The following is a 22634-nucleotide window of genomic DNA, read 5'->3' as shown; positions in this document are numbered from 1 at the left end:
CCGGGCCGGTCAGGATGCGGTGGCGGGCTGCAACGATTCCATGGACTGCATGTCGCGGGGCGGTCGCCCGATCACGTCGCGCAATTCATCGAGTTCGATGAAATTGTCGGCCTGACGGCGCAATTCATCGGCGATCATCGGCGGCTGCGAACGGATCGTCGACACGACCGACACGCGGACGCCCTGCCGCTGCAGGCTGGCCACCAGCGGCTTGAAGTCGCCATCGCCCGAAAACAGCACGATATGATCGACACGCGGAGCCAGTTCCATGGCATCGACCGCAAGCTCGATATCCATGTTGCCCTTCACCTTTCGGCGCCCCTGGCTGTCGGTATATTCCTTGGCCGGTTTCGTGACCATCGTGAAGCCGTTGTAATGCAGCCAGTCCACCAGCGGGCGGATTGGCGAGTAATCGTCGTTTTCTAACAGCGCTGTGTAGTAGAAGGCCCGGACCATGCGTCCACGACGCACGAACTCTTGTCTGAGCAGCTTGTAATCGATGTCAAACCCCAGCGCCTTTGCCGCCGCATAGAGATTCGAGCCATCGATGAACAGCGCCAGCCGTTCGTCCTTGTAAAACATAAATCGCCTCATCAATGAATTGACGTCGCTGAATCGGTAACAGGAAAAGAATCACTGTTTGTCAGTATACGCCTATTTAGGCAGCGTAGGGGTTACGACAAGAACGTGTCGCCTTCGCATAAGAATGCCCCCCTACCCGAAAGGATATGACCCACCATGACGACCCGACAGGATGCGTTGGTCGCACTCGGTGCGAACCTGCCGTTTGAGGGCGCGGCACCGTCAGTCACACTGTCGCATGCGATCGCGTCGCTGGCAGCCGGGCCGCTGGAATTGCGCGCGGTCAGCCGATTTTTCCTAACGCCTTGTTTTCCCGCGGGTGCCGGGCCGGATTACGTCAATGCCGCGGCGGTTTTCCGGGTGCCGGACACGATGAATGCAGCCGAAGTTCTGGGCCATCTGCACCGGATCGAGGCCCGCTTCGGTCGCCGCAGGGAGACCCGCTGGGGCATGCGTACACTGGACCTGGACCTGATCGCCGTGGGCCGGACGGTGGCCCCGAATGACGTAACGCAAACCGCCTGGCGCGACCTGCCGCCCGACACTCAAATGCAAAGCGCGCCGGAAACGCTGGTGCTGCCGCATCCACGGCTTCAGGATCGCGCTTTTGTGCTGGTGCCGCTCTGCGACATCGCGCCCGGCTGGGTGCATCCGCTGCTCGGGCGCAGCCTGCGCGAACTGGCCGCCGATCTGCCGCCCGGGCAGCGCCGGGAGGTCGCTCCGATGTAGGGAAAACGCCGCTTGTCAAGCCTCTTGTCGCGCGTTAGACACGGGCTTTCTGACGTCAGACCGAAGACTGGAGATACTAATGGCCCGCGTGACGGTTGAAGATTGCGTTGACAAGGTCCCGAACCGCTTCGAGCTGGTTCTGCTTGCAGCACATCGCGCCCGCGAAATTTCCGCCGGTGGCGCGATCACCGTGGACCGCGACAACGACAAGAACCCGGTCGTCGCCCTGCGCGAGATCGCGGACGAGACCCAGTCCGCCGACGATCTGCGCGAGCGCATCATCGAGGCGAACCAGACCCAGATCGAAGTCGACGAGCCCGAGGAAGACGCCATGGCGCTTCTGATGGGGGCGGAGCCGGACAAGCCGCAAGAAGACGACATGTCGGAAGAAAAACTCCTGCGTGCACTGATGGAGGCACAGGGCGAGCGCTGAGGCGCAGTCCTCGCGGGCGCGCGCCGGAAGGCCGGAAGGATAGAGGCGTATGATCGCCGCCGAAGACCTCATTGCGCTGGTCCGCAATTATAATCCCAAGACGAACGCGGCACTGATCCGCGCGGCCTATGACTATGGGCTCGCGATGCACGAGGGCCAGACGCGCCAGTCCGGCGAACCCTATTTCACGCATCCCGTGGCCGTCGCGGCGCTTCTGACCGAACAGCAACTCGACGATGCCACGATCGTGACCGCCTTGCTGCACGACACCATCGAGGACACCAAGTCCACCTATTCGCAGATCGCGTCGCGCTTCGGCGACGAGGTGGCGATGCTGGTCGACGGGGTGACCAAGCTGACCAACCTGCAACTGTCCTCGACCGAGACCAAGCAGGCCGAGAATTTCCGCAAGCTCTTCATGGCGATGTCCAAGGATCTGCGGGTCATCTTGGTCAAGCTTGCCGACCGGCTGCACAACATGCGCACGATCAAGGCCATGCGCGAGGACAAGCAGCTTCAGAAAGCCCGCGAAACGATGGAGATCTACGCGCCGCTGGCCGGGCGCATGGGCATGCAGTGGATGCGCGAAGAGCTTGAGGATCTGGCCTTTCGGGTGATCAACCCCGAGGCCCGCACCTCGATCATCCGCCGCTTCATCACCCTGCAGCGCGAAACCGGTGACGTGATCCCGCGGATCACCGCCGACATGCGCCACGAGCTCGAGGCCGCGGGCATCGAGGCCGAGGTCTTCGGGCGGGCCAAGAAACCGCATTCGATCTGGCGCAAGATGCAGGAGAAGGACCTGTCCTTCTCGCGGCTGTCGGACATCTACGGGTTCCGGGTCATCACCCGCTCCGAAATGGACTGTTACCGCGCGCTCGGGGCGATCCACCACCGCTGGCGCGCCGTGCCGGGGCGGTTCAAGGACTATGTCAGCCAGCCCAAGACCAACGGCTACCGATCGATCCATACCACCGTGTCGGGGCGCGACGGCAAGCGCGTCGAGGTGCAGATCCGCACCCGCCAGATGCACGAGGTCGCCGAAACCGGCGTCGCCGCGCACTGGTCCTATCGCGACGGTGTGCGCGCCAAGAACCCCTTTGCCGTCGATCCCGCCAAGTGGATCGCGTCGCTGACCGAACAGTTCATCGCCGAAGAGGATCACGACGAGTTTCTCGAGGCAGTCAAGCTCGAGATGTATTCCGACCAGGTGTTCTGCTTCACGCCCAAGGGCGAGGTGGTCAAGCTGCCCAAGGGCGCGACGCCGCTGGATTTTGCCTACGCCATCCACACCCGCATCGGGTCGGCCTGCGTCGGCGCCAAGGTAGACGGGCTGCGGGTGCCGCTCTGGACCCGGCTGAAGAACGGCCAGTCGGTCGATATCATCACCGCCGAGGGCCAGATGCCGCAGGCCACATGGCTCGACATCGCCAAGACCGGCAAGGCCAAGTCGGCGATCCGCCGTGCCCTGCGCGAGATCCGCAAGGAACGCTTTGTCAAGCTGGGCCGCGAGATCGCGCGCGCGGCGTTCGAGCATGTCGGCAAGAAATCCTCTGACAAGGTGCTCGAGAAGGCCGCCAAGACCCTGCGCCTGCCGGATGGCGAAACGCTGCTGGCGCGGCTTGGATCGGCGGATATCTCGGCCCGGGACGTGGTTGCGTCGGTCTATCCCGACCTGACGCCGAAGCGGCACGCGATGGTCGACACCAAGCGCGCGGTCATCGGGCTCGCGCATGATCAGGCGTTTCACCGCGCGGGCTGCTGCCAGCCCCTGCCCGGAGAGCGGATCGTCGGCATCGTCCGGCGCGGGCATGGCGTGGTCGTGCATGCCATCGACTGCCCAAAGCTGGTCGATGTCGAGGACGAACCCGACCGCTGGCTGGACCTGCACTGGGCCGACGGCCGGCACCCGGCGATCTATCCGGTGGCGCTCGATCTGACGATCGGCAACGATGCGGGCGTGCTGGGACGGGTCTGCACGTTGATCGGAGAACGCAAAGCCAATATTTCGGACCTTCACTTCAAGGACCGAAAGCCCGATTACTATCGGCTCAAGGTCGATGTCGAACTCAGCGATGCCGAGCATCTGCACTCGGTGATCTCGGCGCTGGAGGCGGAAAGCGATGTCGCGCAGGTCGAACGCTGGCGCGACAGGACCCGAATGGAACCGGCCCACGCGGCCGTTGTGTAGTAATGAGGTGATGCGCCCGTGGTCTTCAGGCGTCGCGACCAACAACCGCTGTGGAAACGGGGATTGCGCGCGCTCTGGCCAAAAGGGGGCTGGGCGCGGGCTGCGCGCTATGTCCGGCATCGTCTGCAGCGCCTGCCCGATCCGCCCGACAAGATCGCGCGCGGGCTGTTCGCGGGCGTGTTCACCACCTTCACGCCGTTCTATGGCCTGCATTTCTTTATCGCGGCCTTTCTGGCGCTGGCCCTGCGCGGCAATATCGTGGCAGCCCTTCTGGGGACGTTCTTCGGCAATCCGCTGACCTATGTGCCGATTGCCGTGATCTCCCTGCAGACCGGCAACTGGCTGCTGGGCGTCGAAAGCGACCCCGAGAATCACCGCTGGGTGGGCAAGAAGTTCACCGATGCCGGACAGGACCTGTGGGACAATTTCCGCGCCATGTTCACCCCCGACGTGGCGGACTGGAGCAGGCTGTCGGTGTTCTACGATGAAGTCTTCTATCCCTATATGGTGGGCGGCATCATTCCCGGCATCGTGGCCGGGCTGGGCTGTTATTACATCTCGCTGCCGCTGATCCGCGCCTATCAGAACCGGCGCAAGGGGCGCATCGCCGCCAAGCTTGCCGCGCTCAAGTCCAAGAAGAAGGCCAAGGCCGCGGACGCGGCGACGCCGCGGGATCTGAAGCGGTGATTCCCGTTTCAATGCGCGCGACCACACCCTAGCTTGCGGCAGCAGGATCAAGAACGGAGACGAGAATGGCTGAGTTCAAGGGGCCACTGAGGCTCGGGGTCAATATCGACCACGTCGCCACCGTGCGGAACGCGCGCGGCAGCGCCTATCCCGACCCGCTGCGCGCCGCCCAGCTGGCCGAGGCGGCCGGGGCGGACGGCATCACCGCGCATCTGCGCGAAGACCGCCGTCACATCCGCGATGCCGATATCGAGGCCCTGATGGCGGGACTATCGGTGCCGCTGAATTTCGAGATGGCGGCAACGCCCGAGATGCAGAAGATCGCGTTGCGGCACGTGCCGCACGCGGTCTGCATCGTGCCGGAAAAGCGCGAAGAACGCACCACCGAGGGTGGCCTCGAAGTGGCCAAGGATCAGAACCGGCTGGCCGATTTCATCGCCCCCCTGCGCGAGGCCGGGTGCCGGGTGTCGCTGTTTGTGGCCGCCGACCAGGGACAGATCGACGCCGCGCATCGCATCGGCGCCGAGGTGATCGAGCTGCATACCGGGGCATATTGCGACCATCACTACGCCGGCGAGATCGCGGCACGCGACGCGGAGCTTGCGCGGCTGCGCGACATGGCCCGCTACGCCGACGGGCTGGGCCTCGAAGTGCACGCGGGTCACGGACTGACCTTCGACATCGTCAAGCCCGTCGCCGCCTTCGCCGAGGTGATGGAGCTGAACATCGGGCATTTCCTGATTGCCGAGTCGATTTTCCTCGGGCTGGAAGCGGCCATCGCCGAGATGCGCCGCCGGATGGACGAGGCCCGGGCATGAGCCGCTTCTCCGCCCGTGCGGGCGTCGTCGCATGTGCCGGTGCGGCCCGATGACCCGGACCCTGACGCTGACCGCGACCGAAGAGGCCGCGCTCGACGCGGTGATCGCGAAGGCGCGCGCGCTGTTCGACGCGGCGGGCGCAGGCCCGGTCTTCACCGCCGCGGTGGTCGCGGGCAACCGCATCGTCACGCTCGACCGCAACGAGGTCGACCGCGACAACGACCCGTCGCGTCATGCAGAGATCGTGGCCATGGCGCGCGCCGCCGCGGCACTTGGACGGCGGGACCTGTCGGGTGCGACGCTCATCGCCTCCATGCAGCCCTGCGAGATGTGCCTTGCGGCGATGCGCTGGGCCGGGATCGACCGGCTGCTCTTTGCCATGACGCAAGCCGAAGCCCCCGCCTTCTTCCGGTTTCCGGGCCTGACCATCGACGATTTCGCCCGCGCCGCGGACACCCCCTTTGCCTGGCAGGGCGGGCTGCGGATTGCCGAAGTGCGCCACATCTACGCGAGCGGCGCATGATTCTGGGCGTTGGTACCGATCTGGCCAATATCGAGCGGATCCAGGGCACGCTGGACCGCTTCGGAGACCGCTTTCGCAACCGTGTCTTCACCGAGGACGAGCAGCAGAAGGCCGAGCGCCGCGCCGACACCGCGGGCACCTATGCCAAACGCTGGGCGGCGAAAGAGGCGTGTTCCAAGGCGCTCGGCACCGGCCTGCGCATGGGCATCGCCTGGAAGGACATGGCGGTAAGCAATCTGCGCACCGGTCAGCCGGTGATGGAGGTCACCGGCTGGGCCCGCGACCGGCTGATCGCGATGACGCCGCCGGGGCACGAGGCGATCATCCACGTGACCCTGACCGACGACCACCCCTGGGCGCAGGCCTTCGTGGTGATCGAGGCGCGCCCGCGCGTCTGACAAGACCCGCGTGCCTGACTGCGCCCTCTCGCTTGACTTGCGCGGCCCCGGTCGGCACTTAGCGCACGTCAGGTAAAGGGGCAGATCATGGCAGCCAAATCGGCTTCAGGCGGCATTCTCGAGACCATCAAAACCGTCATTTACGCGCTGCTGATCGCGGGCGTCTTCCGGACGCTGTTCTTCCAGCCGTTCTGGATCCCCTCGGGGTCGATGAAGGACACGCTTCTGATCGGCGATTTCCTGTTCGTCAACAAGATGGCCTACGGCTATTCCTACGCGTCCTGCCCATCCGTCCGCATCCCCTCTGTCGGCATCAACATCGACGCCACCGACATCTGCGGCTGGGCCGATGGCGACAATACCCGCTTTCTCGGCGCCGAGCCCGAGCGCGGCGATATCGTGGTGTTCCGCCATCCGGTCAACGGGTCGGATTTCATCAAGCGCGTGATCGGTCTGCCGGGCGACACCGTGCAGGTCCGCGATGGCCGCGTGATCATCAACGACACCCCCGTCGAGGTCACCGCCAACGGCACCTTCGAGGAGGTCGCCAAGCCGCAGGGCCCGCAGGCCATCCGGCCCCGCTGCGCCAACGGCCCGGTGGGCGATGGCGGCACCTGCATCAAGGAAAAGTTCATCGAGACGCTGCCCGAAGGAGTCAGCCACTCGATCCTGAACATCGGCAACCAGAGCGCCGACAACACGCCGGTCTACACCGTCCCCGAAGGGCATTTCTTCTTCATGGGCGACAACCGGGACAATTCTTCGGACAGCCGCGTGCCCAGCGTCGCGGGCGGCGTCGGCTTCGTGCCCTATGAAAACCTCGTGGGCCGCGCCGACCGGGTGATCTTTTCGTCGGCGGGCAGCTCGATGCTGTATTTCTGGACCTGGCGGAAGGACCGGTTCTTCGAGGCGCTGGAGTGAAACGGTCGGCCGAACTTGCGGAATTCGAAACCCGGCTGGGCGTGCGGTTCAAGCGTCCGGATCTGCTCCGCGAGGCATTGACCCATGCGTCGATGTCCGGACCGAACCGGGCCGACAACCAGCGGCTGGAATTTCTCGGCGACCGGGTGCTGGGGCTGGTGATGTCCGAGGCGCTGCTTGACCGCGACCGCGCCGCCTCCGAAGGGCAGTTGGCACCGCGCTACAACGCCCTTGTGCGCAAGGAGACCTGCGCCGACGTCGCCCGCCAGATCGGCATTGGCGACGCCCTGAAACTCGGCCGCTCCGAGCGGCTGTCGGGCGGGCGGCGCAAGCTGGCGCTGCTGGGCGACGCGATGGAGGCCGTGATCGCGGCGGTCTATATCGATCAGGGTTTCGAGGTCGCCAAGACCATGGTGCTGCGCCTTTGGGGCCACCGCATCGACGGGGTCGAGGAAGACGCCCGCGACGCCAAGACGGCGCTGCAGGAATGGGCCCAGGCGCGGGGCCTGCCGCCGCCCGCCTATGTCGAGACCGGGCGCGACGGCCCGGATCATGCGCCGGTCTTCACCATCGAGGCCCGGCTGGAAAGCGGAGAGATGGCCGCCGCGCGTGCCGGGTCCAAAAGGCAGGCCGAACAGGCGGCGGCGCAGACGCTTCTCGACGCGGTAACCGGCGGCGCGGCCTAGGTCGCGCGCCGCCCGATGCGCCCGCGCCCATCGGGGCTGCACCACACCGCCGCCGACAGGGCAACACGCGCCGCGCGGCAGGCCCGTTGCGGCCCCTGGCCCTGACCCGCCGCGGCCCGCCGCATGCGCCCCGCTTGCGTTTCGCCCGGTTCCGCGAGACAGAGCCCCCAACCAGAGCGCGGAGCCCGCCCCATGACCGACAACCTGCGCGGATCGCTTTTCATGGTTGCCGCCATGATCGGCTTTGCCATCGAGGATGCGCTGTTCAAAACCGCGACCGCCACCGTGTCACCGGGGCTGGGCACGCTGATCTTCGGGCTGATCGGCCTTTCGGCGTTTTTGATCCTGACCCGCGCCACGCGCACGCCCCTCTGGTCGCCCGCCTATCTGCAACCGCGTCTGATGACCCGCTCGGGGTTCGAGGTCATGGGCCGGCTCTTTTTCGCGCTGAGCCTCGCCTATACGCCGCTGTCGACCACCTCGGCGATCCTTCAGGCCGCACCGCTGGTGGTCACGCTCGGCGCGGCGCTTGTCCTCAAGGAACAGGTCGGCCCCAGACGCTGGAGCGCGCTGGCCATCGGCTTTGCGGGCGTTCTGCTGATCCTGCGTCCCTCGGGCGATGCCTTCGGCCCCGAGGCGATCTTTCCGATCCTCGGCATGCTGGGCTTTGCCTGCCGCGATCTGGCCACCCGCACCAGCCCGCCCGAGGTGACCGCCGGACAGCTTGGCATCCTGGGCTTCGTGACCGTCACGCTGGCGGGGGTGATCATCCTGATCTGGGAAGGCGCGGTGCCTGCCGCGCCCACACCCACGGCCTGGGCCTGCCTGTTCGGGACCGGGCTGGCCGGCATTCTGGGCTATTCCGCCCTGACCCGGGCGATGCGCACCGGCGAGGTTTCCGTCGTGGCCCCGTTTCGCTATTCCCGGCTGATCGTGGCGCTGGGATTTGCCTATGTCCTGTTCGGCGAACACCCCGACGCGCTTATGCTGGTCGGGGCCGCGCTGATCGTCGTCTCGGGCAGCTACACCCTGTGGCGCAGCGGAAAGGCTGGCCCCGGACCCCGATCTGGATTAAACGCCCAGACTTCATCCCTTGAGGACCACCACAGATGACCACACGCGCAGGCTTCATCGCGCTGATCGGCGAACCCAACGCGGGCAAGTCCACGCTGCTCAACCAGATGGTCGGGGCCAAGGTCTCGATCGTAACGCACAAGGTGCAGACGACCCGTGCGCGCATTCGCGGCGTCGCCATGGAGGGCGAGAGCCAGCTTGTCTTCGTCGACACGCCGGGCCTTTTCAAGCCGCGCCGCAGGCTTGACCGCGCGATGGTTGCCGCCGCCTGGGGCGGGGCCGCCGACGCGGATATCGTGGTGCTTCTGATCGAGGCGCATCGCGGCGTGACCGACGGCGTGGCCGCGATCCTCGAACAGCTCGACACCGTCGGGCATGGCCGCCCGGTGGCGCTGGCCATCAACAAGATCGATCGGGTCAAATCCGAGGTGCTGCTGAAGCTGAGCGCCGACATGAACCAGCGCTTCAGCTTCGCCGAGACCTTCATGATCTCGGCCGAGAAGGGCCATGGTGTGAAGGACCTGCGCAGCTGGCTGGCCGCGTCGCTGCCCGAAAGTCCGTGGCTCTACCCCGAGGATCAGATCGCCGACCTGCCGATGCGCATGATCGCCGCCGAGATGACGCGCGAAAAGCTGACCCTGCGGCTGCACCAGGAACTGCCCTACCAGCTGACCGTCGAGACCGAGAACTGGGAAGAGCGCAAGGACGGCACCGCGCGCATCGACCAGATCATCTACGTGGCACGCGACGGCCACAAGGGCATCATCCTTGGCAACAAGGGCGAAACGATCAAGGCCATTTCGAAGGCCGCCCGCGAAGAGCTCGAGGAATTCCTCGGTCGCAAGGTACACCTGTTCATGCAGGTCAAGGTGCGCGAAAAGTGGCTCGAGGAAGCGGCGCGCTATTCCGAGATGGGGCTTGATTTCCGGGACGGCGATGGCTGAGCCACGGCTGACCGCGCGCTTCTGGGTCGATGCCTACCGGCGGCGGCTGGCGCTGCAGGACATCCCCTGCTACGTCGTGGCCCATGGCGACGACACCGCCGGTGCGGTGCTGGTAAAGTGCGCCACGCTGGACGGTCAGGCCCGCGCCTTCACGCGCAGCTTCGACCTCGCGACCGGCGACCGGGTCTGGCAGGAACTGGCGGCGGGCGACGAGGCCGAGGTCGACGCCTCCATCGCGAAGCAGCGCGGCTTCGATCCCGATCTCTGGGTCATCGAGGTCGAGGACCGCCAAGGGCGACATCTTCTTGACGCGGACGGTCTCGGCTGAGCCAGCGCCCCAGCGCGACCAGCCCCAGACCCGCGATCCAGAACACCACCCCCAGCCCCGCCAGCCACAGGACCACACCGTCCCAGCCGACCTGCGTCGGATCGACAAAGAAATAAGGATAGCGGTCGATGAAGGTGCCCCGCCCCAACGCATAAAGCGCGTAGCCCGCGGGCCAGAGCAGCCACAGCAGCGCATGCACCGGTCGCAGGCTGGCCTTGGGTCCGAAGGCCAGCCACCACAGCGCCACCGCCAGCGGCACCACGCTGTGCAGCATCTGGTCCGCGACCAACCGAAGCCCGTCGAGTTCCCGCGCCAGCAGCCCGTGATAGACCGCGCCCACGATCAGCGCCCAAAGCGTGATCGCCCCGGTCCAGCCCGCGCTGGCCCGCCCCAGAGCGGTGATGCGCAGATATTGCGCCAGCACCATCAACGTGGTCAGGTTGGTGAAATACCGCGCCATGCGCCACAACTCGCCCGCGACCGTCCGGTCGGGCCGTCGCTCGAGGCCGACATAAAGCTGCAGGCCAAGGGCCGCGAAGGCCAGGGCCACGATCAGGGCTGCGGAAAGGCGGGCGTGAAGCGTCATTGCCGTCAATGTGCAGTCTTTGCCGCAGTCTTCAAGCGTGCCAATAGTCACAAGTTATGGATTGGCGCGACACAGGTATACTTCTGGCGACCCGGCGGCACGGCGAAACCTCGGCGATCCTCGAGGTTTTCACCGAGGACCGCGGACGGCATGTGGGCGTGCTGCGCGGCGCCACCAGCCGCAAGCTGGCACCGATCCTGCAACCCGGCGCAGAGCTGGACCTGCACTGGCGCGCCCGGCTCGAGGATCACATCGGCACCTATACAGTCGAGCTGAAACGCTCTCGGGCGGCGGATGCCATGGCCGACCGCATAGCGCTGTCGGGTCTCAACGCGCTGGTCGCGCTGCTGTCCTTCACCCTGCCCGAGCGCGAGGCCCACAAGGACCTCTACACCCGCACCACCACGCTGCTGGAACTGCTGCGCCAGCCGGATCTCTGGCCGCTGGCCTATCTGCGCTGGGAGATGGCCCTGCTGGACGAAATGGGCTTCGGCCTCGATCTGCGCGCCTGCGCCGTCACCGGTCGCGCCAACGATCTGGCCTTCGTGTCGCCCCGGACCGGTCGCGCCGTGTCGCGGTCGGGGGCGGGCGACTGGGCGCCGCGCCTGCTGCCCCTGCCGCCGGTCATGCTGGGCGCCGGGACGGGCGGCGATGCCGAGGTGCTCGAGGCGCTGGGGACCACCGGCCATTTCCTGACCCGCCATCTCGCACCATCGCTGGGCGAAAGACCGCTGCCCGCCGCCCGCGCGCTGTTTCTGGACCGGCTCGCCCGCCGCGCCCGCGACTGACGGCGAAACTTCCACCTTTCCGCCGCGCGGCAGCCGCGCTAGGAATGCCTCATGCGCTGGACCCTGCCAAACATCCTCACCCTGATCCGTCTTCTGGCGGCGCCCGGTGTCGCCGTCATGTTCCTCTATTTCTCACGGCCTTTCGCCGACTGGTGCGCCCTGATCCTGTTTCTCGGCGCCGCCGTCACCGACTGGTTCGACGGCTACCTGGCGCGGTCCTGGGGCGAAGAGACCAAGATCGGCGCGATGCTCGATCCGATTGCCGACAAGGCGATGGTGGTGATCGCGCTGATGGTCATCGTGGGCTATTCGTCGATGTCGCCCTGGCTGGTACTGCCCGCGACCCTGATCCTGTTCCGCGAGGTCTTCGTGTCGGGTCTGCGCGAATATCTCGGCCACCTGTCCGGCACGCTCAAGGTGACGCGCCTGGCCAAGTGGAAGACGACGATGCAGATGGTCGCCATCGCCGTGCTTTTCGCGCAGGGCATCTTCGAACATTTCCTCGTCGCCTCGACCATCGGCATGGATGCCGACATCATCTCCGGCGTGCTTTCGGGCGAAGTCAGCGACGAGCTTGGCCTTCGCTGGAAGCAGACCGGTATGATCTGGACCGGCAATGCAGGCATCGTGCTGCTCTGGATCGCCGCCATCCTGACCGCAATCACCGGCTGGGACTATTTCGTCAAGGCCAGGCCCCACCTGACCGAGGATCGCTGATGGACGTGCTGTATTTTGCCTGGGTCCGCGAACGGATCGGGGTTCCGAAGGACCGGGTCGAGACCGAGGCCGCCACCGTCGCCGAGCTGGTCGAGGAACTGCGCGCCCGCGAAGACCGCTACGCCGCCGCCTTCGCCGACCTCTCGGCGCTCCGGGTCGCGGTCGACCAGGAACTGACCGACTTCGACGCCCCGCTGAAAGGCGCGCGCGAAGTGGCGTTCTTCCCGCCGATGACCGGCGGCTGATGCGGATCTCGGTGCAACGGGACGGCTTCGATACCGGGGCCGAGCTTGACGCCTTCGCCGCGGGCCGAAGCGACATGGGCGCGGTGGTCTCGTTCACCGGCGTGGTGCGCAACTCCGACACGGGCGATCTCGACCGGATGGAGATCGAGCATTACCCCGGCATGACCGAAAAGTCGCTGACCGCCATCGCCACCGAGGCGCGGACGCGCTGGTCGCTGGGCGACGTGCTGGTGATCCACCGCTACGGTCCGCTGACCCCGGGCGAGAAGATCATGATGGTCGCCACCGCCGCTCGGCACCGCCAGGACGCCTTCGACGCGGCGGAATACCTGATGGACTACCTGAAATCCCGCGCCCCGTTCTGGAAGAAGGAACACACCAGCGAGGGCACCGGCTGGGTCGCCGCGCGGGACGAGGACGAAGACGCCCTCAACCGCTGGTAGCGGCACAGTCCCCCCCGCCTGTCGACCGCGCCACCCCGGCCTCGCCCTCCCCTGCCGGGCACCGATCCTCGGACTTCATCTTTCCGGATAAACGCGCGCCGCAGGCACACCGGAAGCGGCGCGCCCCGCGCCGCTGACACGACATGCCGCGGGGCCCCCGGCCCCGCGCGACCGCCGGATCACGCGCCCCGCCAGACACCCGGTCAGGCGGCCTCGAACAGCCCGTCGGCCTTGGCCGCCGCCATCGCCTCGTCAAGGCTCTTGCGGGCGCGCGCGATCAGCATGTCGATCTCGTCCTTCGAGATCACCAGCGGCGGCGAGATGATCATCCGGTCGCCCACATGCCGCATCACCAGGTTGTTGGCGAAACAGCGCTCGCGGGTCATCAGCCCGATCTGGCCTTCCGCGCCCTTGAACTTCGCCCGGCTGGCCTTGTCCGGGGTCAGCGCAATCGATCCCATCATGCCGATGATCCGCGCCTCGCCGACCATCGGATGGTCCAGCAGCGTCTCGAACTGGGCTTTCAGATAGGGCCCGGTCTCGTCGTGCACCCGGGTGACGATGCCTTCCTCGTCCAGAATGCGCAGGTTCTCGAGCGCCACCGCCGCCGCCACCGGATGGCCCGAATAGGTGTAGCCGTGGTTGAATTCCGCGTCCCCGATCACGCGTGCGATCTCCGATGACACGATGGAACCGCCGATCGGCAGATACCCCGAGGACAGGCCCTTGGCGATCGTCATGATGTCGGGCGTGATGCCCATGGCCTGCGACCCGAACCAGTGGCCGGTGCGTCCGAAGCCGCAGATCACCTCGTCGGCGATCAAAAGGATGCCGTATTTCCGCACGATGCGGCTGATCTCGGGCCAGTAGGTCTCGGGCGGGATGATGACGCCGCCCGCGCCCTGTACCGGCTCGGCGATGAAGGCCGCGACGGTCTCGGGGCCCAGTTCGAGGATCTTGTCCTCCAGCAATCGCGCCCGCGCGCGGCCGAATTCCGCGCGGCTCATGTCGCCGCCCTCGGCCCACCAGTCGGGCTGGTCGATATGGTGGATGTCGGGGATCGGCATGCCGCCCTGGGCGTGCATCCCCTTCATGCCGCCCAGCGACCCCGACCCGACCGAGGACCCGTGATAGGCGTTCCAGCGCGAGATCACGGCCTTGCGGTCCGGCTGGCCCTTCAGCTCCCAATAGGTGCGCACCATGCGCAGGTTGGTGTCGTTCGCTTCCGACCCCGAGCCCGCGAAGAACACATGGTTCAGATCGCCCGGCGCCAGTTGCGCCAGCCTTTCGGCCAGCTTGATCACCGGCACGTGGCTGGTCTGGAAAAAGGTGTTGTAAAACGGCAGTTCCGACATCTGCCGCGTTGCCGCGTCAACCAGTTCCTGCCGCCCGTACCCCAGATTGACGCACCAGAGCCCGGCCATCCCGTCGAGGATGCGATTGCCATCCGAATCGATCAGCCAGCAGCCCTCGCCGCGGGTGATGATGCGCGCGCCTTTCGCGCCCAGTTCCGCACCGTGGGTGAAGGGATGCATGTGATGCGCGGCATCCAGCGCCTGCAATTCCTCGGTCGGGGCGATGTTCGAGATCTGGGCCATGATCGGACCTTTCGAATGGGGCGAATTTTGCGCGACATGCGTGCTCCGGAAAATATGATCAAATTATTGAGGGGTCAATGACGACCCTCACGGGGTGGTGAGGCCGAGGGCGATCTGCTCCATGCCCTGCGCCACGTCGGCGGCCATCGCCTGCCCCACGCGGTCGCGGTCCCCCTGACCAAGGGCGGCCAGCAGATCCTTGTGACGATCCGGCAGACCCTGCGTGCCGAGACGCCCGCAGACGACCCGCAGCGACGGCCCGAAGCGCAGCCAAAGCGTCTCGACCAGCCCGGTCAGGATCGGCGCACCGGCATATCCGTAGATGGTGGCGTGAAACCGGTGGTTGCAGGCCAGGTATCCGGGGATGTCGCCCGCCGCGATGGCCGCATCGAGCGCGTTGTCCACCGCGCGCAGCGCCGCGATCCCATCCGCATCGATCCGGTCGGTTGCGCGGCGGGCCAGTTCCGGCTCCAGCGCCAGTCGCGCCACCGACAATTCCTCGATTGCGGGCGCATCGAGGATCGGCACCGCGATCCGCCGGTTGCCCTGAAAATTGAGCGCGCCTTCGGCAGTCAGCCGCCTGAGCGCCTCGCGCACGGGGGTCATGCCGACCCCGATTCGGTCGGTCAGACCCTGGATGGTGACCGGCTGCCCGGGCGCGAGATCGCCAAAAAGAATCAGGTCGCGCACCTGCCGATAGGTTTTTTCGTGGACCGGCATCACCGTCGCTCCCGGCCCCGCAACCGTGGTGTTCTGTGCTGGTTTCATGGCATTCCCTGTCCAGTTTCGCGCCGATCACAACCCGCCTTGCATGCCTGACGAGCACATGGAAACATCGCGTAGTTGCCAGCATCGGCAAATTTTGATCAAATTCAAGGACCCGGGAGCAACGACTCCCGTGAGACTTATGGGAGCTCGAAGAATGAAAATCGAAAAACTGATCGCTGTGGCCGCGCTTGCGCTTGTCGCGGGCCCTGCCGCCGCTCAGGAAGTGCGGGTGTACAACTGGTCCGACTATATCGACGAAGACCTGCTGACCAAGTTCGAGGAAGAGACCGGCATCGAGCTGATCTATGACGTCTTCGATTCGAATGAAGTCCTCGAAACCAAGATGCTGGCAGGCTCGTCCGGATATGACGTGGTGGTGCCGACGGGCACGTTCCTGCAGCGCCAGATCCAGGCCGGCGCGTTCCAGAAGCTCGATACCGCCAAGCTTGGCAATCTGGACAACATGTGGAACGTGATCAAGACGCGGACCGCGACCTACGATCCCGACAACGCCTATTCGATCAACTACATGTGGGGCACCACCGGCATCGGTGTGAACGTTCCCAAGGTCAAGGAAGTGCTGGGCGACGACGCGCCGATCACCTCGTGGGATCTGGTCTTCGATCCGGCCAACATGGAAAAGCTCGCGGCCTGCGGGGTGCATTTCCTCGACGCCCCGGCCGAGATGATCCCGGCGGCGCTGAACTACATCGGCGAAAACCCCGACAGCCACGACCCGGACGTGATCGCCAAGGCCGGGGACGTCTTCGGACCGATCCGCCCCTATATCCAGAAATTCCATTCGTCGGAATACATCAACGCGCTGGCCAATGGCGACATCTGCGTCGCGGTGGGCTGGTCGGGTGACATCCTGCAGGCCCGTGACCGTGCCGCCGAGGCCGACAACGGCGTCGAGATCGCCTACAATGCCCCAGACGAGGGCGCGCAGATGTGGTTTGACCAGATGGCGATTCCGGTCGATGCGCCGAATCCCGAGGAAGCGCATGTCTTCCTGAACTTCATCATGGACGCGCAGAACATGGCCGCGGCGTCGAACTACGTCTATTACGCCAACGGCAACGAGGCGTCGCAGGAATTCCTGTCCGAGGACGTGATTGGCGATCCGGCGATCTACCCCTCGCCCGCGGCGCTCGACAACCTGTTCACCACCACGCCCTATCCGCCGCGCGTACAGCGCACGGTGACGCGCCTGTGGACGCAGATCAAGTCAGGCGTCTGACCGACGGCCCCAAGGCCCGCACCGCCCCCCGGTGCGGGCCTTTTTTCCGATCTCTTCCCTGCCTGACCGTCCCCGTCCCAGTCCCCGTCTTTGCCGTACAGGATGCGCCATGAACCAGACCGTCTTTGCCCCCTGGGACGATCCGAACGAGACACCGCTCATTCGCTTTCGCGGCGTCACCAAACGGTTCGGGACCTTCGTCGCCATCGACGATCTGACCCTCGATATCTACGCCAAGGAGTTCTTCGCGCTGCTCGGTCCCTCGGGCTGCGGCAAGACCACGATGATGCGCATGCTCGCGGGTTTCGAAGCGCCGACCGAGGGCACCATCGAGCTGTCAGGACAGGACATCGCGCCGATTCCCCCCAACAAGCGCGCGGTGAACATGATGTTCCAGAGCTATGCGCTGTTTCCGCATCTTACCGTCTGGGAAAACATCGCTTTCGGCCTCAAGCGCGAGTCGCGGGACAAGGACGCGATCTCGGCACGGGTCGACGAGATGCTGCGCCTGACGCGGCTCAGCAAGTTCGCCAGCCGCAAGCCGAACCAGATCTCGGGCGGTCAGCGCCAGCGTGTCGCCCTGGCCCGGTCTCTGGCCAAGGCCCCGAAGCTGCTGCTGCTGGACGAGCCGCTGGGCGCGCTCGACCGGAAGCTGCGCGAGGAGACCCAGTTCGAACTGATGGATATCCAGGAAAAGACCGGCACCACCTTCGTCATCGTCACCCATGACCAGGAAGAGGCGATGACCGTCGCCTCCCGCGTCGCGGTGATGGACGAGGGGCGCATCGTTCAGGTCGCCACGCCGGATGTGATCTACGAAGCCCCGAATTCGGTCTACGTGGCCGACTTCATCGGCGATGTGAACATCGTCGAGGGCACCGCCACGCTTGACGGCGACCGCGCGTGCATCGACTGGGCCGAGGGCCAGCCGCCGATCTGGGCCACGCCGCGCGGGCCCTTGGCCACGGGCGACAGGGTGGCCTTTGCCATCCGTCCCGAAAAGGTCGCCATCGCGCGCGAAAAGCCCGCCGACCGGCGCAACGCGCTTGCGGGCGAGGTCATCGATATCGGCTATCTCGGCAATATCTCGACCTATCACGTCCGCATCGCCGATGGCCGCATCTTCAAGGCCCAGACCGCCAATACCCGCCGTCTCGTCAATCGCGATATCACATGGGAGGATCGGGTCTGGCTGTCATTCACCGAAACCTCCGGTGTGATCCTGGAGGGCTGAGCGATGCGCAGACTGCTTCTGATCGGGCTGCCCTACCTGTGGCTCCTGGCGCTGTTTCTCATCCCCTTCGTGATCGTCCTGAAGATCTCGCTCTCGGACATCGCGCTGGCGATCCCGCCCTACGCGCCGACGCTTGATTTCAGCGCCGGATGGTCTGGCATCCGCGACTTCTTCACCGCCCTCGACTTCGAGAATTACGCCTTTCTCGCCTCGGACGATCTGTACTGGAAGGCCTATCTGTCATCGCTGCGCATCGCGCTGGTCTCGACGCTGATCACCCTCGCCGTGGGCTACCCCATCGCTTATGCGATGGCGCGGGCGACGCCGGAATGGCGACCGACGCTGTTGATGCTGGTGATCCTGCCGTTCTGGACCTCGTTCCTGATCCGCGTCTATGCGTGGATGGGAATCCTGTCCTCCGAAGGGGTGCTGAACCAGGTCCTGATTGGCCTTGGCGTGATCTCGGATCCGCTACAGATCCTGTCGACCAACACGGCGGTCTATATCGGTATCGTCTACACCTACCTGCCCTTCATGATCCTGCCGATCTACGCGGCGCTTGAAAAGATGGACACATCGCTCTTGGAAGCCGCCGAGGATCTCGGCTGTTCGCGCCTGAGCGCCTTCTGGCTGATCACCGTTCCGCTGTCGAAAAGCGGCATCATCGCCGGATGTTTCCTGGTCTTCATTCCCGCCATCGGCGAATTTGTGATCCCGTCGCTGCTGGGCGGATCGGACACGCTGATGATCGGCAAGGTGCTGTGGGAGGAATTCTTCTCGAACCGCGACTGGCCGGTGGCCTCTGCGGTGGCGATCATCCTGCTGCTGATCCTGATCATCCCCATCGTGCTGTTCCAGCGTAACGAGCAGAAAGCGCGGGAGGCCGAGGGATGAGCGCGTGTATCGCGACAGGTATCGTTGCGGCGCGCGACGCGGGGTTCCGCCGCGCCATGCCCCGTCCCGCGCAGGCTTTCGCGGAGGGGCGGACATGAAACAGTTTTCCTGGTTCAACGCCACCTCGCTGACCCTGGGCTTTGCCTTTCTTTACCTGCCGATGGTCATTCTGGTGATCTACAGCTTCAACTCATCGAAACTGGTCACGGTCTGGGCCGGGTTTTCGACCAAGTGGTACGGCGAACTGCTGCGCAACGAGGAATTCCTCGATGCCGCCTGGGTCACCATCAAGGTCGCGATCTTCTCGTCGACCCTGGCCACCATCCTCGGCACCATGGCCGCCACGGTGCTGGTCCGGGCCGGACGCTTTGCCGGGCGCACGCTGTTTTCCGGCATGATCTATGCCCCCCTGGTGATGCCCGAAGTGATCACCGGCCTGTCGCTGCTGCTGCTTTTCATCGGCATCGGTCTCGACCGGGGCGTCTTCACCATCGTGCTGGCGCATACCACCTTCTCGATGTGCTACGTCTCGGTGGTGGTCTCCTCGCGCCTGACCAGCTTCGACCGGGCGCTGGAAGAGGCCGCGCTCGATCTCGGCTGCTCTCCGTTTCAGGCCTTTCGCCTGGTGACCCTGCCGATCATCGCGCCCGCGGTCATCTCGGGCTGGCTTCTGGCCTTCACCCTGTCGCTTGACGACCTGGTCATCGCCAGCTTCACCACCGGCCCCTCGGCGACCACCCTGCCGATCAAGATCTTCTCGGCGGTGCGTCTGGGCGTCAGCCCCGAGATCAACGCCCTGTCGACCCTCATGATCGCCATCGTGACCGTCGGCGTGATCACCGCCTCGCTCATTTCGAAACGCGCGATGGTGGCGCAGGCCCGTGACGAACAAAGCGCCCAGCGCGCCACCGAATGACGCGCCTCTACGAGCCCGCCGCCTATGCCACGCCCGAACGCTGCTACTGGACAGAAGGCGTCACGGCCCCCGACTGGCCTGCCCTCAAAGGCACACAGGCTTGCGATGTCGCGATCATCGGCGGCGGCTATACCGGCCTGTCGGCAGCCCTGCGGCTCGCGACGGCGGGCGTGGACGTCGCCCTGCTCGAGTCCGAAACCCCGGGCTGGGGCGCGTCCGGACGCAATGGCGGCTTTTGTTGTCTCGGCGGCGCCAAGGCCCCCGCAGCGCTTCTGCGTCGCCGGTTCGGGGATACCGGTCTGGCCGAGTGGCGCGCCACTGAAAAAGCCGCGATCGAGACCGTCGCCGCGGCCCTCGCCCGCCACCACATCGTCGCAGATACCCATTCCCACGGCGAGACCCTGCTGGCCCACACCCCGCGCGTCGCCCGCCGCTTCGGGGCCGCCGCCCGGGACATCGAAGCCGCCTACGGCGTCACCCCGCAGATCATCGGGGCGCAGGACCTGCACGCGGCGGGCCTCGGCGGCGCTTTTTTCGGTGCGCTGACGACGCCATTGGGCTTTGCGCTGCATCCTCGGAAATACCACCACGGCCTCGCCCGTGCCGCCCTGTCCGCAGGCGTGTCCTGCCACGGCCGAAGCCCGGTCTCCGCCCTGACCCGGCAGGCGGGAAAATGGCGGCTGACCACGCCCGGCGGCACGCTCTCGGCCGACCGGGTTCTGCTGGCCACCAATGGCTACAGCTCCGAAGACCTGCCCGACTGGATGCGCGCGCGGACCCTGCCGGTGCAATCGTCGATCATCGTCACCCGCCCCCTCACCCCGACCGAGCGCCACCGTCAGGGCTGGACCTCGCGACAAATGGCCTATGACAGCCGCGAACTGCTGCACTATTTTCGCCTGCTGCCGGACAACCGCTTCCTCTTCGGCATGCGCGGCGGCCTGACCGCGCGCGCCGGGGCGCAGCGCGCGACCTCGCGCAAGATCAGACGCGACTTCGCCCGGCTGTTCCCGCACTGGGCCGATGTCACAGTCACCCACGAATGGTCCGGTCTGGTTTGCCTGATGGCCGCCCTGACGCCCTTCGTCGGCGCGCTGCCCGGTCACCCGGGCCTCTTCGCGGCCATGGGCTATCACGGCAACGGCGTCGCCATGGCAAGCCATGCAGGCACGCTCGCCGCCGATCTTGTCCTGAACCGCGATCCGGCCATCCCGGCGACCATGGCCAGCCCGCCCGGGCGCTTCCCCCTGGGACGGTTCCGCCGCGCGCTGCTCTGGCCCGCCTACCGCGCCGCCGAAATGCTCGACCTCTGATCGCCGCCCTTGCCTTCATCTTTCCGCAAAAAACGCCGGGGGTCTGGGGGCCGCGCCCCCAGCTGACCGATGATCCAAGGATCAGCGGGCCAGACCTGCGCGCGCGGCACGCGCGCTCGACCCGGTCACCCCTGCGGCGTCAACCCGCTCTTGCGGGCGCGGCCGCGCTTCAGGCCCAGCTGGCGCTCGCGCCAGATGATCAGGATCCCGGCCAGCACGACGATCGCCGCACCGACAAGCATCCAACCCGTCGGCGCTTCGCCGAACACCGCGTAACCGATCAAGAGCGCGAACAGGATCGAGGCATAGTCGAACGGCGCCAGCAGACCCGCCTCGCCATACCGGTAGGCGGTGGTCAGCAGGATCTGCGCGAGCCCGCCCAACAGCCCCGCCCCGATCAGCATCAGCGCACCCGTCGCGCTGGGCCAGGCCCAGCCGAACGGTGCCGTCATCAGCGCAAACAGCGACGAGGTTATCGAGAAATAGAACACGATGGCCGAGGTCTCTTCCGCGCGCACCAGCCTGCGGATCTGGATATGCGCCAGAGCCCGGAACACGCTCGACAGCAGCACCACACCCGCCCCGATGGTCGCGGCGCGGTTCACCTCGTCAAGGCTCAGCCGGGGCCAGATCACGATAAGGACCCCGATCAGCCCGAGGGCGACCGCGCTCATGCGAAATCCCCGGATGCGTTCGCCCAGAAGCACAACGCCGAAAATCACCGTCAGAAGCGGCGCGGCATAGCCGATGGCCGTCACTTCCGGGAACGGCAGCAGGCCCAGCCCGGCAAAGGTGCAGCCCATCGCCGACACGCCGATGAAGCCGCGCCAGAGATGGCCCAGCGGATCGCGCGTCCTTAGACCGGTGCCCAGATCGCCCCGCCAGGCCAGCCAGCCCAGGATCACCGGCAGCGCAAAGGCCGACCGGAAGAACACCGCCTCGCCGGGCGGCACCTCGTCGGAGGTCGCCTTGATCAGCGCCGCCATTGCGACGAACAACACGACCGAGCCGATCTTCAGCGATATGCCGCGCAGCGGGGACATGGGCAGGAAAACCTTCCGGGGTCGGGGACCGCGCCACGCTCTCTCATCGTGCCGCGCGCGTCAATCGGACGCCGCCTTTGCGGCAATCGCGACCCGGCCCGGAACGCTTGCAGACAGCCAGTTACCCGTCTCCAGCCCCGCCAATCGCAGCTCAGGTGGTCTCGAGGCAATGCCGTCGGAACGCGCGTTTCAGCATGTCCAGTTCGGCGCGCAGCAATTCGATCTCGGCGCGGATATCTTCCGCCAGCGCATCGCCCGCGATCATCGTGAACGCCCCCAGCGTCACGTCGGCATTGGCATCGGTCACCAGAATCGTCTGCACCCCGTCGCCCATGGCCTCGATCGGCACCGGGATTTCCAGCAGCCATTGGCCCGCCACGCCCAGCGCGCTCACCTTGACGCCGCCCACCGGCATGTCGGCCAGCGATACCGCCACCTCGGGCGTCGGGGCATCCTGGGTCTCGGCAGTCAGCAGCCCCTCCCAGACGCCTTCCTTGAAACGGGTTTTCGTGAGCGTATAGACCGTCATCTCATG

Annotated in this window: 27 protein-coding genes; 21 read left to right on the top strand and 6 right to left on the bottom strand. The window is 66.1% G+C overall.

The annotated features are described in order from the left end of the window. Nucleotides 1-9 precede the first annotated feature (9 nt). Entirely contained in the window at nt 10-582 is a 573-nt protein-coding gene (locus tag ACXYMN_RS06570) for a LabA-like NYN domain-containing protein (protein ID WP_459012714.1), read from the bottom strand. Nucleotides 583-738: 156 nt separating this feature from the next. Between ACXYMN_RS06570 and folK the strand changes: the two genes are divergently transcribed. The 12 genes from folK to ACXYMN_RS06510 all read left to right on the top strand — a co-directional run bounded on the left by folK (nt 739) and on the right by ACXYMN_RS06510 (nt 10314). After that, nucleotides 739-1311 (top strand): 2-amino-4-hydroxy-6-hydroxymethyldihydropteridine diphosphokinase, encoded by a 573-nt coding sequence (folK, locus tag ACXYMN_RS06565; RefSeq protein ID WP_459012713.1) that lies wholly within the window; start codon nt 739-741, stop codon nt 1309-1311. A 79-nt stretch (nt 1312-1390) separates the two neighbouring features. Then, entirely contained in the window at nt 1391-1744 is a 354-nt protein-coding gene (gene rpoZ, locus ACXYMN_RS06560; protein ID WP_459012712.1) for a DNA-directed RNA polymerase subunit omega, read from the top strand. A gap of 49 nt (nt 1745-1793) precedes the next feature. Continuing rightward, nucleotides 1794-3935: a RelA/SpoT family protein gene (locus ACXYMN_RS06555; RefSeq protein WP_459012711.1), complete on the top strand. Its 2142-nt coding sequence runs from the start codon at nt 1794-1796 to the stop codon at nt 3933-3935. Nucleotides 3936-3953: 18 nt separating this feature from the next. After that, a complete protein-coding gene (locus ACXYMN_RS06550) occupies nt 3954-4622 on the top strand; it encodes a DUF2062 domain-containing protein (RefSeq protein WP_459012710.1) in 669 nt (222 codons plus the stop codon). Nucleotides 4623-4687: 65 nt separating this feature from the next. Beyond that, nucleotides 4688-5440, top strand: a complete 753-nt coding sequence (locus ACXYMN_RS06545) for a pyridoxine 5'-phosphate synthase (RefSeq protein WP_459012709.1) — start codon at nt 4688-4690, stop codon at nt 5438-5440. 49 nt (nt 5441-5489) lie between these two features. Further along, nucleotides 5490-5963 (top strand): nucleoside deaminase, encoded by a 474-nt coding sequence (locus ACXYMN_RS06540; RefSeq protein WP_459012708.1) that lies wholly within the window; start codon nt 5490-5492, stop codon nt 5961-5963. Continuing rightward, nucleotides 5960-6361, top strand: a complete 402-nt coding sequence (gene acpS, locus ACXYMN_RS06535; protein WP_459012707.1) for a holo-ACP synthase — start codon at nt 5960-5962, stop codon at nt 6359-6361. Before ACXYMN_RS06540 ends, acpS begins: the two co-directional genes overlap by 4 nt. Nucleotides 6362-6448: 87 nt before the next feature. Continuing rightward, a complete protein-coding gene (gene lepB, locus ACXYMN_RS06530) occupies nt 6449-7282 on the top strand; it encodes a signal peptidase I (protein WP_459012706.1) in 834 nt (277 codons plus the stop codon). Next, complete coding sequence (gene rnc / locus ACXYMN_RS06525; RefSeq protein WP_459012705.1) at nt 7279-7968, top strand: ribonuclease III; 690 nt, start codon at nt 7279-7281, stop codon at nt 7966-7968. Before lepB ends, rnc begins: the two co-directional genes overlap by 4 nt. Nucleotides 7969-8160: 192 nt before the next feature. After that, on the top strand, nt 8161-9081 hold the full coding sequence (locus ACXYMN_RS06520) for a DMT family transporter (RefSeq protein ID WP_459012704.1): 921 nt from the start codon (nt 8161-8163) through the stop codon (nt 9079-9081). Beyond that, nucleotides 9078-9986 carry a GTPase Era gene (gene era, locus ACXYMN_RS06515; protein WP_459012702.1) on the top strand — a complete coding sequence of 303 codons (909 nt, stop codon included), beginning with the start codon at nt 9078-9080 and terminating at the stop codon, nt 9984-9986. Before ACXYMN_RS06520 ends, era begins: the two co-directional genes overlap by 4 nt. After that, nucleotides 9979-10314: a DUF1491 family protein gene (locus ACXYMN_RS06510; RefSeq protein ID WP_459012701.1), complete on the top strand. Its 336-nt coding sequence runs from the start codon at nt 9979-9981 to the stop codon at nt 10312-10314. The genes era and ACXYMN_RS06510 overlap by 8 nt, the downstream gene beginning before the upstream one ends. On the opposite strand, the gene ACXYMN_RS06505 is transcribed toward ACXYMN_RS06510, so the two are convergent. Then, nucleotides 10256-10900 (bottom strand): Pr6Pr family membrane protein, encoded by a 645-nt coding sequence (locus ACXYMN_RS06505; RefSeq protein ID WP_459012700.1) that lies wholly within the window; start codon nt 10898-10900, stop codon nt 10256-10258. The genes ACXYMN_RS06510 and ACXYMN_RS06505 overlap by 59 nt on opposite strands. Nucleotides 10901-10956: 56 nt before the next feature. Between ACXYMN_RS06505 and recO the strand changes: the two genes are divergently transcribed. Genes recO through ACXYMN_RS06485 form a run of 4 tightly spaced genes read left to right on the top strand, consistent with a single transcriptional unit; the run spans nt 10957 to nt 13093 of the window. Next, on the top strand, nt 10957-11688 hold the full coding sequence (gene recO / locus ACXYMN_RS06500; RefSeq protein WP_459012699.1) for a DNA repair protein RecO: 732 nt from the start codon (nt 10957-10959) through the stop codon (nt 11686-11688). Between the two features lie 51 nt (nt 11689-11739). Further along, nucleotides 11740-12405, top strand: a complete 666-nt coding sequence (gene pgsA / locus ACXYMN_RS06495) for a CDP-diacylglycerol--glycerol-3-phosphate 3-phosphatidyltransferase (protein ID WP_459012698.1) — start codon at nt 11740-11742, stop codon at nt 12403-12405. Then, the gene (gene moaD / locus ACXYMN_RS06490) at nt 12405-12650 is read left to right on the top strand and encodes a molybdopterin converting factor subunit 1 (protein WP_459012697.1); all 246 of its coding nucleotides are present in this window, start codon (nt 12405-12407) and stop codon (nt 12648-12650) included. The genes pgsA and moaD overlap by 1 nt, the downstream gene beginning before the upstream one ends. Continuing rightward, the gene (locus tag ACXYMN_RS06485) at nt 12650-13093 is read left to right on the top strand and encodes a molybdenum cofactor biosynthesis protein MoaE (RefSeq protein WP_459012695.1); all 444 of its coding nucleotides are present in this window, start codon (nt 12650-12652) and stop codon (nt 13091-13093) included. Before moaD ends, ACXYMN_RS06485 begins: the two co-directional genes overlap by 1 nt. Before the next feature lie 203 nt (nt 13094-13296). Here ACXYMN_RS06485 and ACXYMN_RS06480 read toward each other — a convergent pair whose 3' ends face one another. Together ACXYMN_RS06480 and ACXYMN_RS06475 are read right to left on the bottom strand one after the other, a co-directional pair. Beyond that, the gene (locus ACXYMN_RS06480) at nt 13297-14691 is read right to left on the bottom strand and encodes an aspartate aminotransferase family protein (RefSeq protein WP_459012694.1); all 1395 of its coding nucleotides are present in this window, start codon (nt 14689-14691) and stop codon (nt 13297-13299) included. 87 nt (nt 14692-14778) lie between these two features. Continuing rightward, nucleotides 14779-15459 (bottom strand): GntR family transcriptional regulator, encoded by a 681-nt coding sequence (locus tag ACXYMN_RS06475; RefSeq protein ID WP_459012693.1) that lies wholly within the window; start codon nt 15457-15459, stop codon nt 14779-14781. Between the two features lie 154 nt (nt 15460-15613). Here ACXYMN_RS06475 and ACXYMN_RS06470 point away from each other — a divergent pair, with 154 nt between their 5' ends. The 5 genes from ACXYMN_RS06470 to ACXYMN_RS06450 all read left to right on the top strand — a co-directional run bounded on the left by ACXYMN_RS06470 (nt 15614) and on the right by ACXYMN_RS06450 (nt 21056). After that, nucleotides 15614-16699 (top strand): polyamine ABC transporter substrate-binding protein, encoded by a 1086-nt coding sequence (locus ACXYMN_RS06470; protein WP_459012692.1) that lies wholly within the window; start codon nt 15614-15616, stop codon nt 16697-16699. 109 nt (nt 16700-16808) lie between these two features. Then, nucleotides 16809-17933, top strand: a complete 1125-nt coding sequence (locus ACXYMN_RS06465) for an ABC transporter ATP-binding protein (RefSeq protein WP_459012691.1) — start codon at nt 16809-16811, stop codon at nt 17931-17933. A gap of 3 nt (nt 17934-17936) precedes the next feature. Further along, entirely contained in the window at nt 17937-18827 is an 891-nt protein-coding gene (locus ACXYMN_RS06460; protein WP_459012690.1) for an ABC transporter permease subunit, read from the top strand. Between the two features lie 94 nt (nt 18828-18921). Then, a complete protein-coding gene (locus ACXYMN_RS06455; protein ID WP_459012689.1) occupies nt 18922-19743 on the top strand; it encodes an ABC transporter permease in 822 nt (273 codons plus the stop codon). Next, nucleotides 19740-21056: an NAD(P)/FAD-dependent oxidoreductase gene (locus ACXYMN_RS06450; RefSeq protein WP_459012688.1), complete on the top strand. Its 1317-nt coding sequence runs from the start codon at nt 19740-19742 to the stop codon at nt 21054-21056. Before ACXYMN_RS06455 ends, ACXYMN_RS06450 begins: the two co-directional genes overlap by 4 nt. Before the next feature lie 125 nt (nt 21057-21181). Here the strand turns inward: ACXYMN_RS06450 and ACXYMN_RS06445 are convergent, their stop codons facing one another. Together ACXYMN_RS06445 and ACXYMN_RS06440 are read right to left on the bottom strand one after the other, a co-directional pair. Further along, a complete protein-coding gene (locus ACXYMN_RS06445; protein ID WP_459012687.1) occupies nt 21182-22099 on the bottom strand; it encodes a DMT family transporter in 918 nt (305 codons plus the stop codon). 151 nt (nt 22100-22250) lie between these two features. After that, complete coding sequence (locus tag ACXYMN_RS06440) at nt 22251-22628, bottom strand: hypothetical protein (RefSeq protein WP_459012686.1); 378 nt, start codon at nt 22626-22628, stop codon at nt 22251-22253. Nucleotides 22629-22634 lie beyond the last annotated feature (6 nt).

The organism is Roseivivax sp. CAU 1753 (assembly GCF_054482575.1).
Note: the sequence above shows the minus strand (reverse complement) of the source record. Positions and strands in the feature narration are given on the sequence as shown.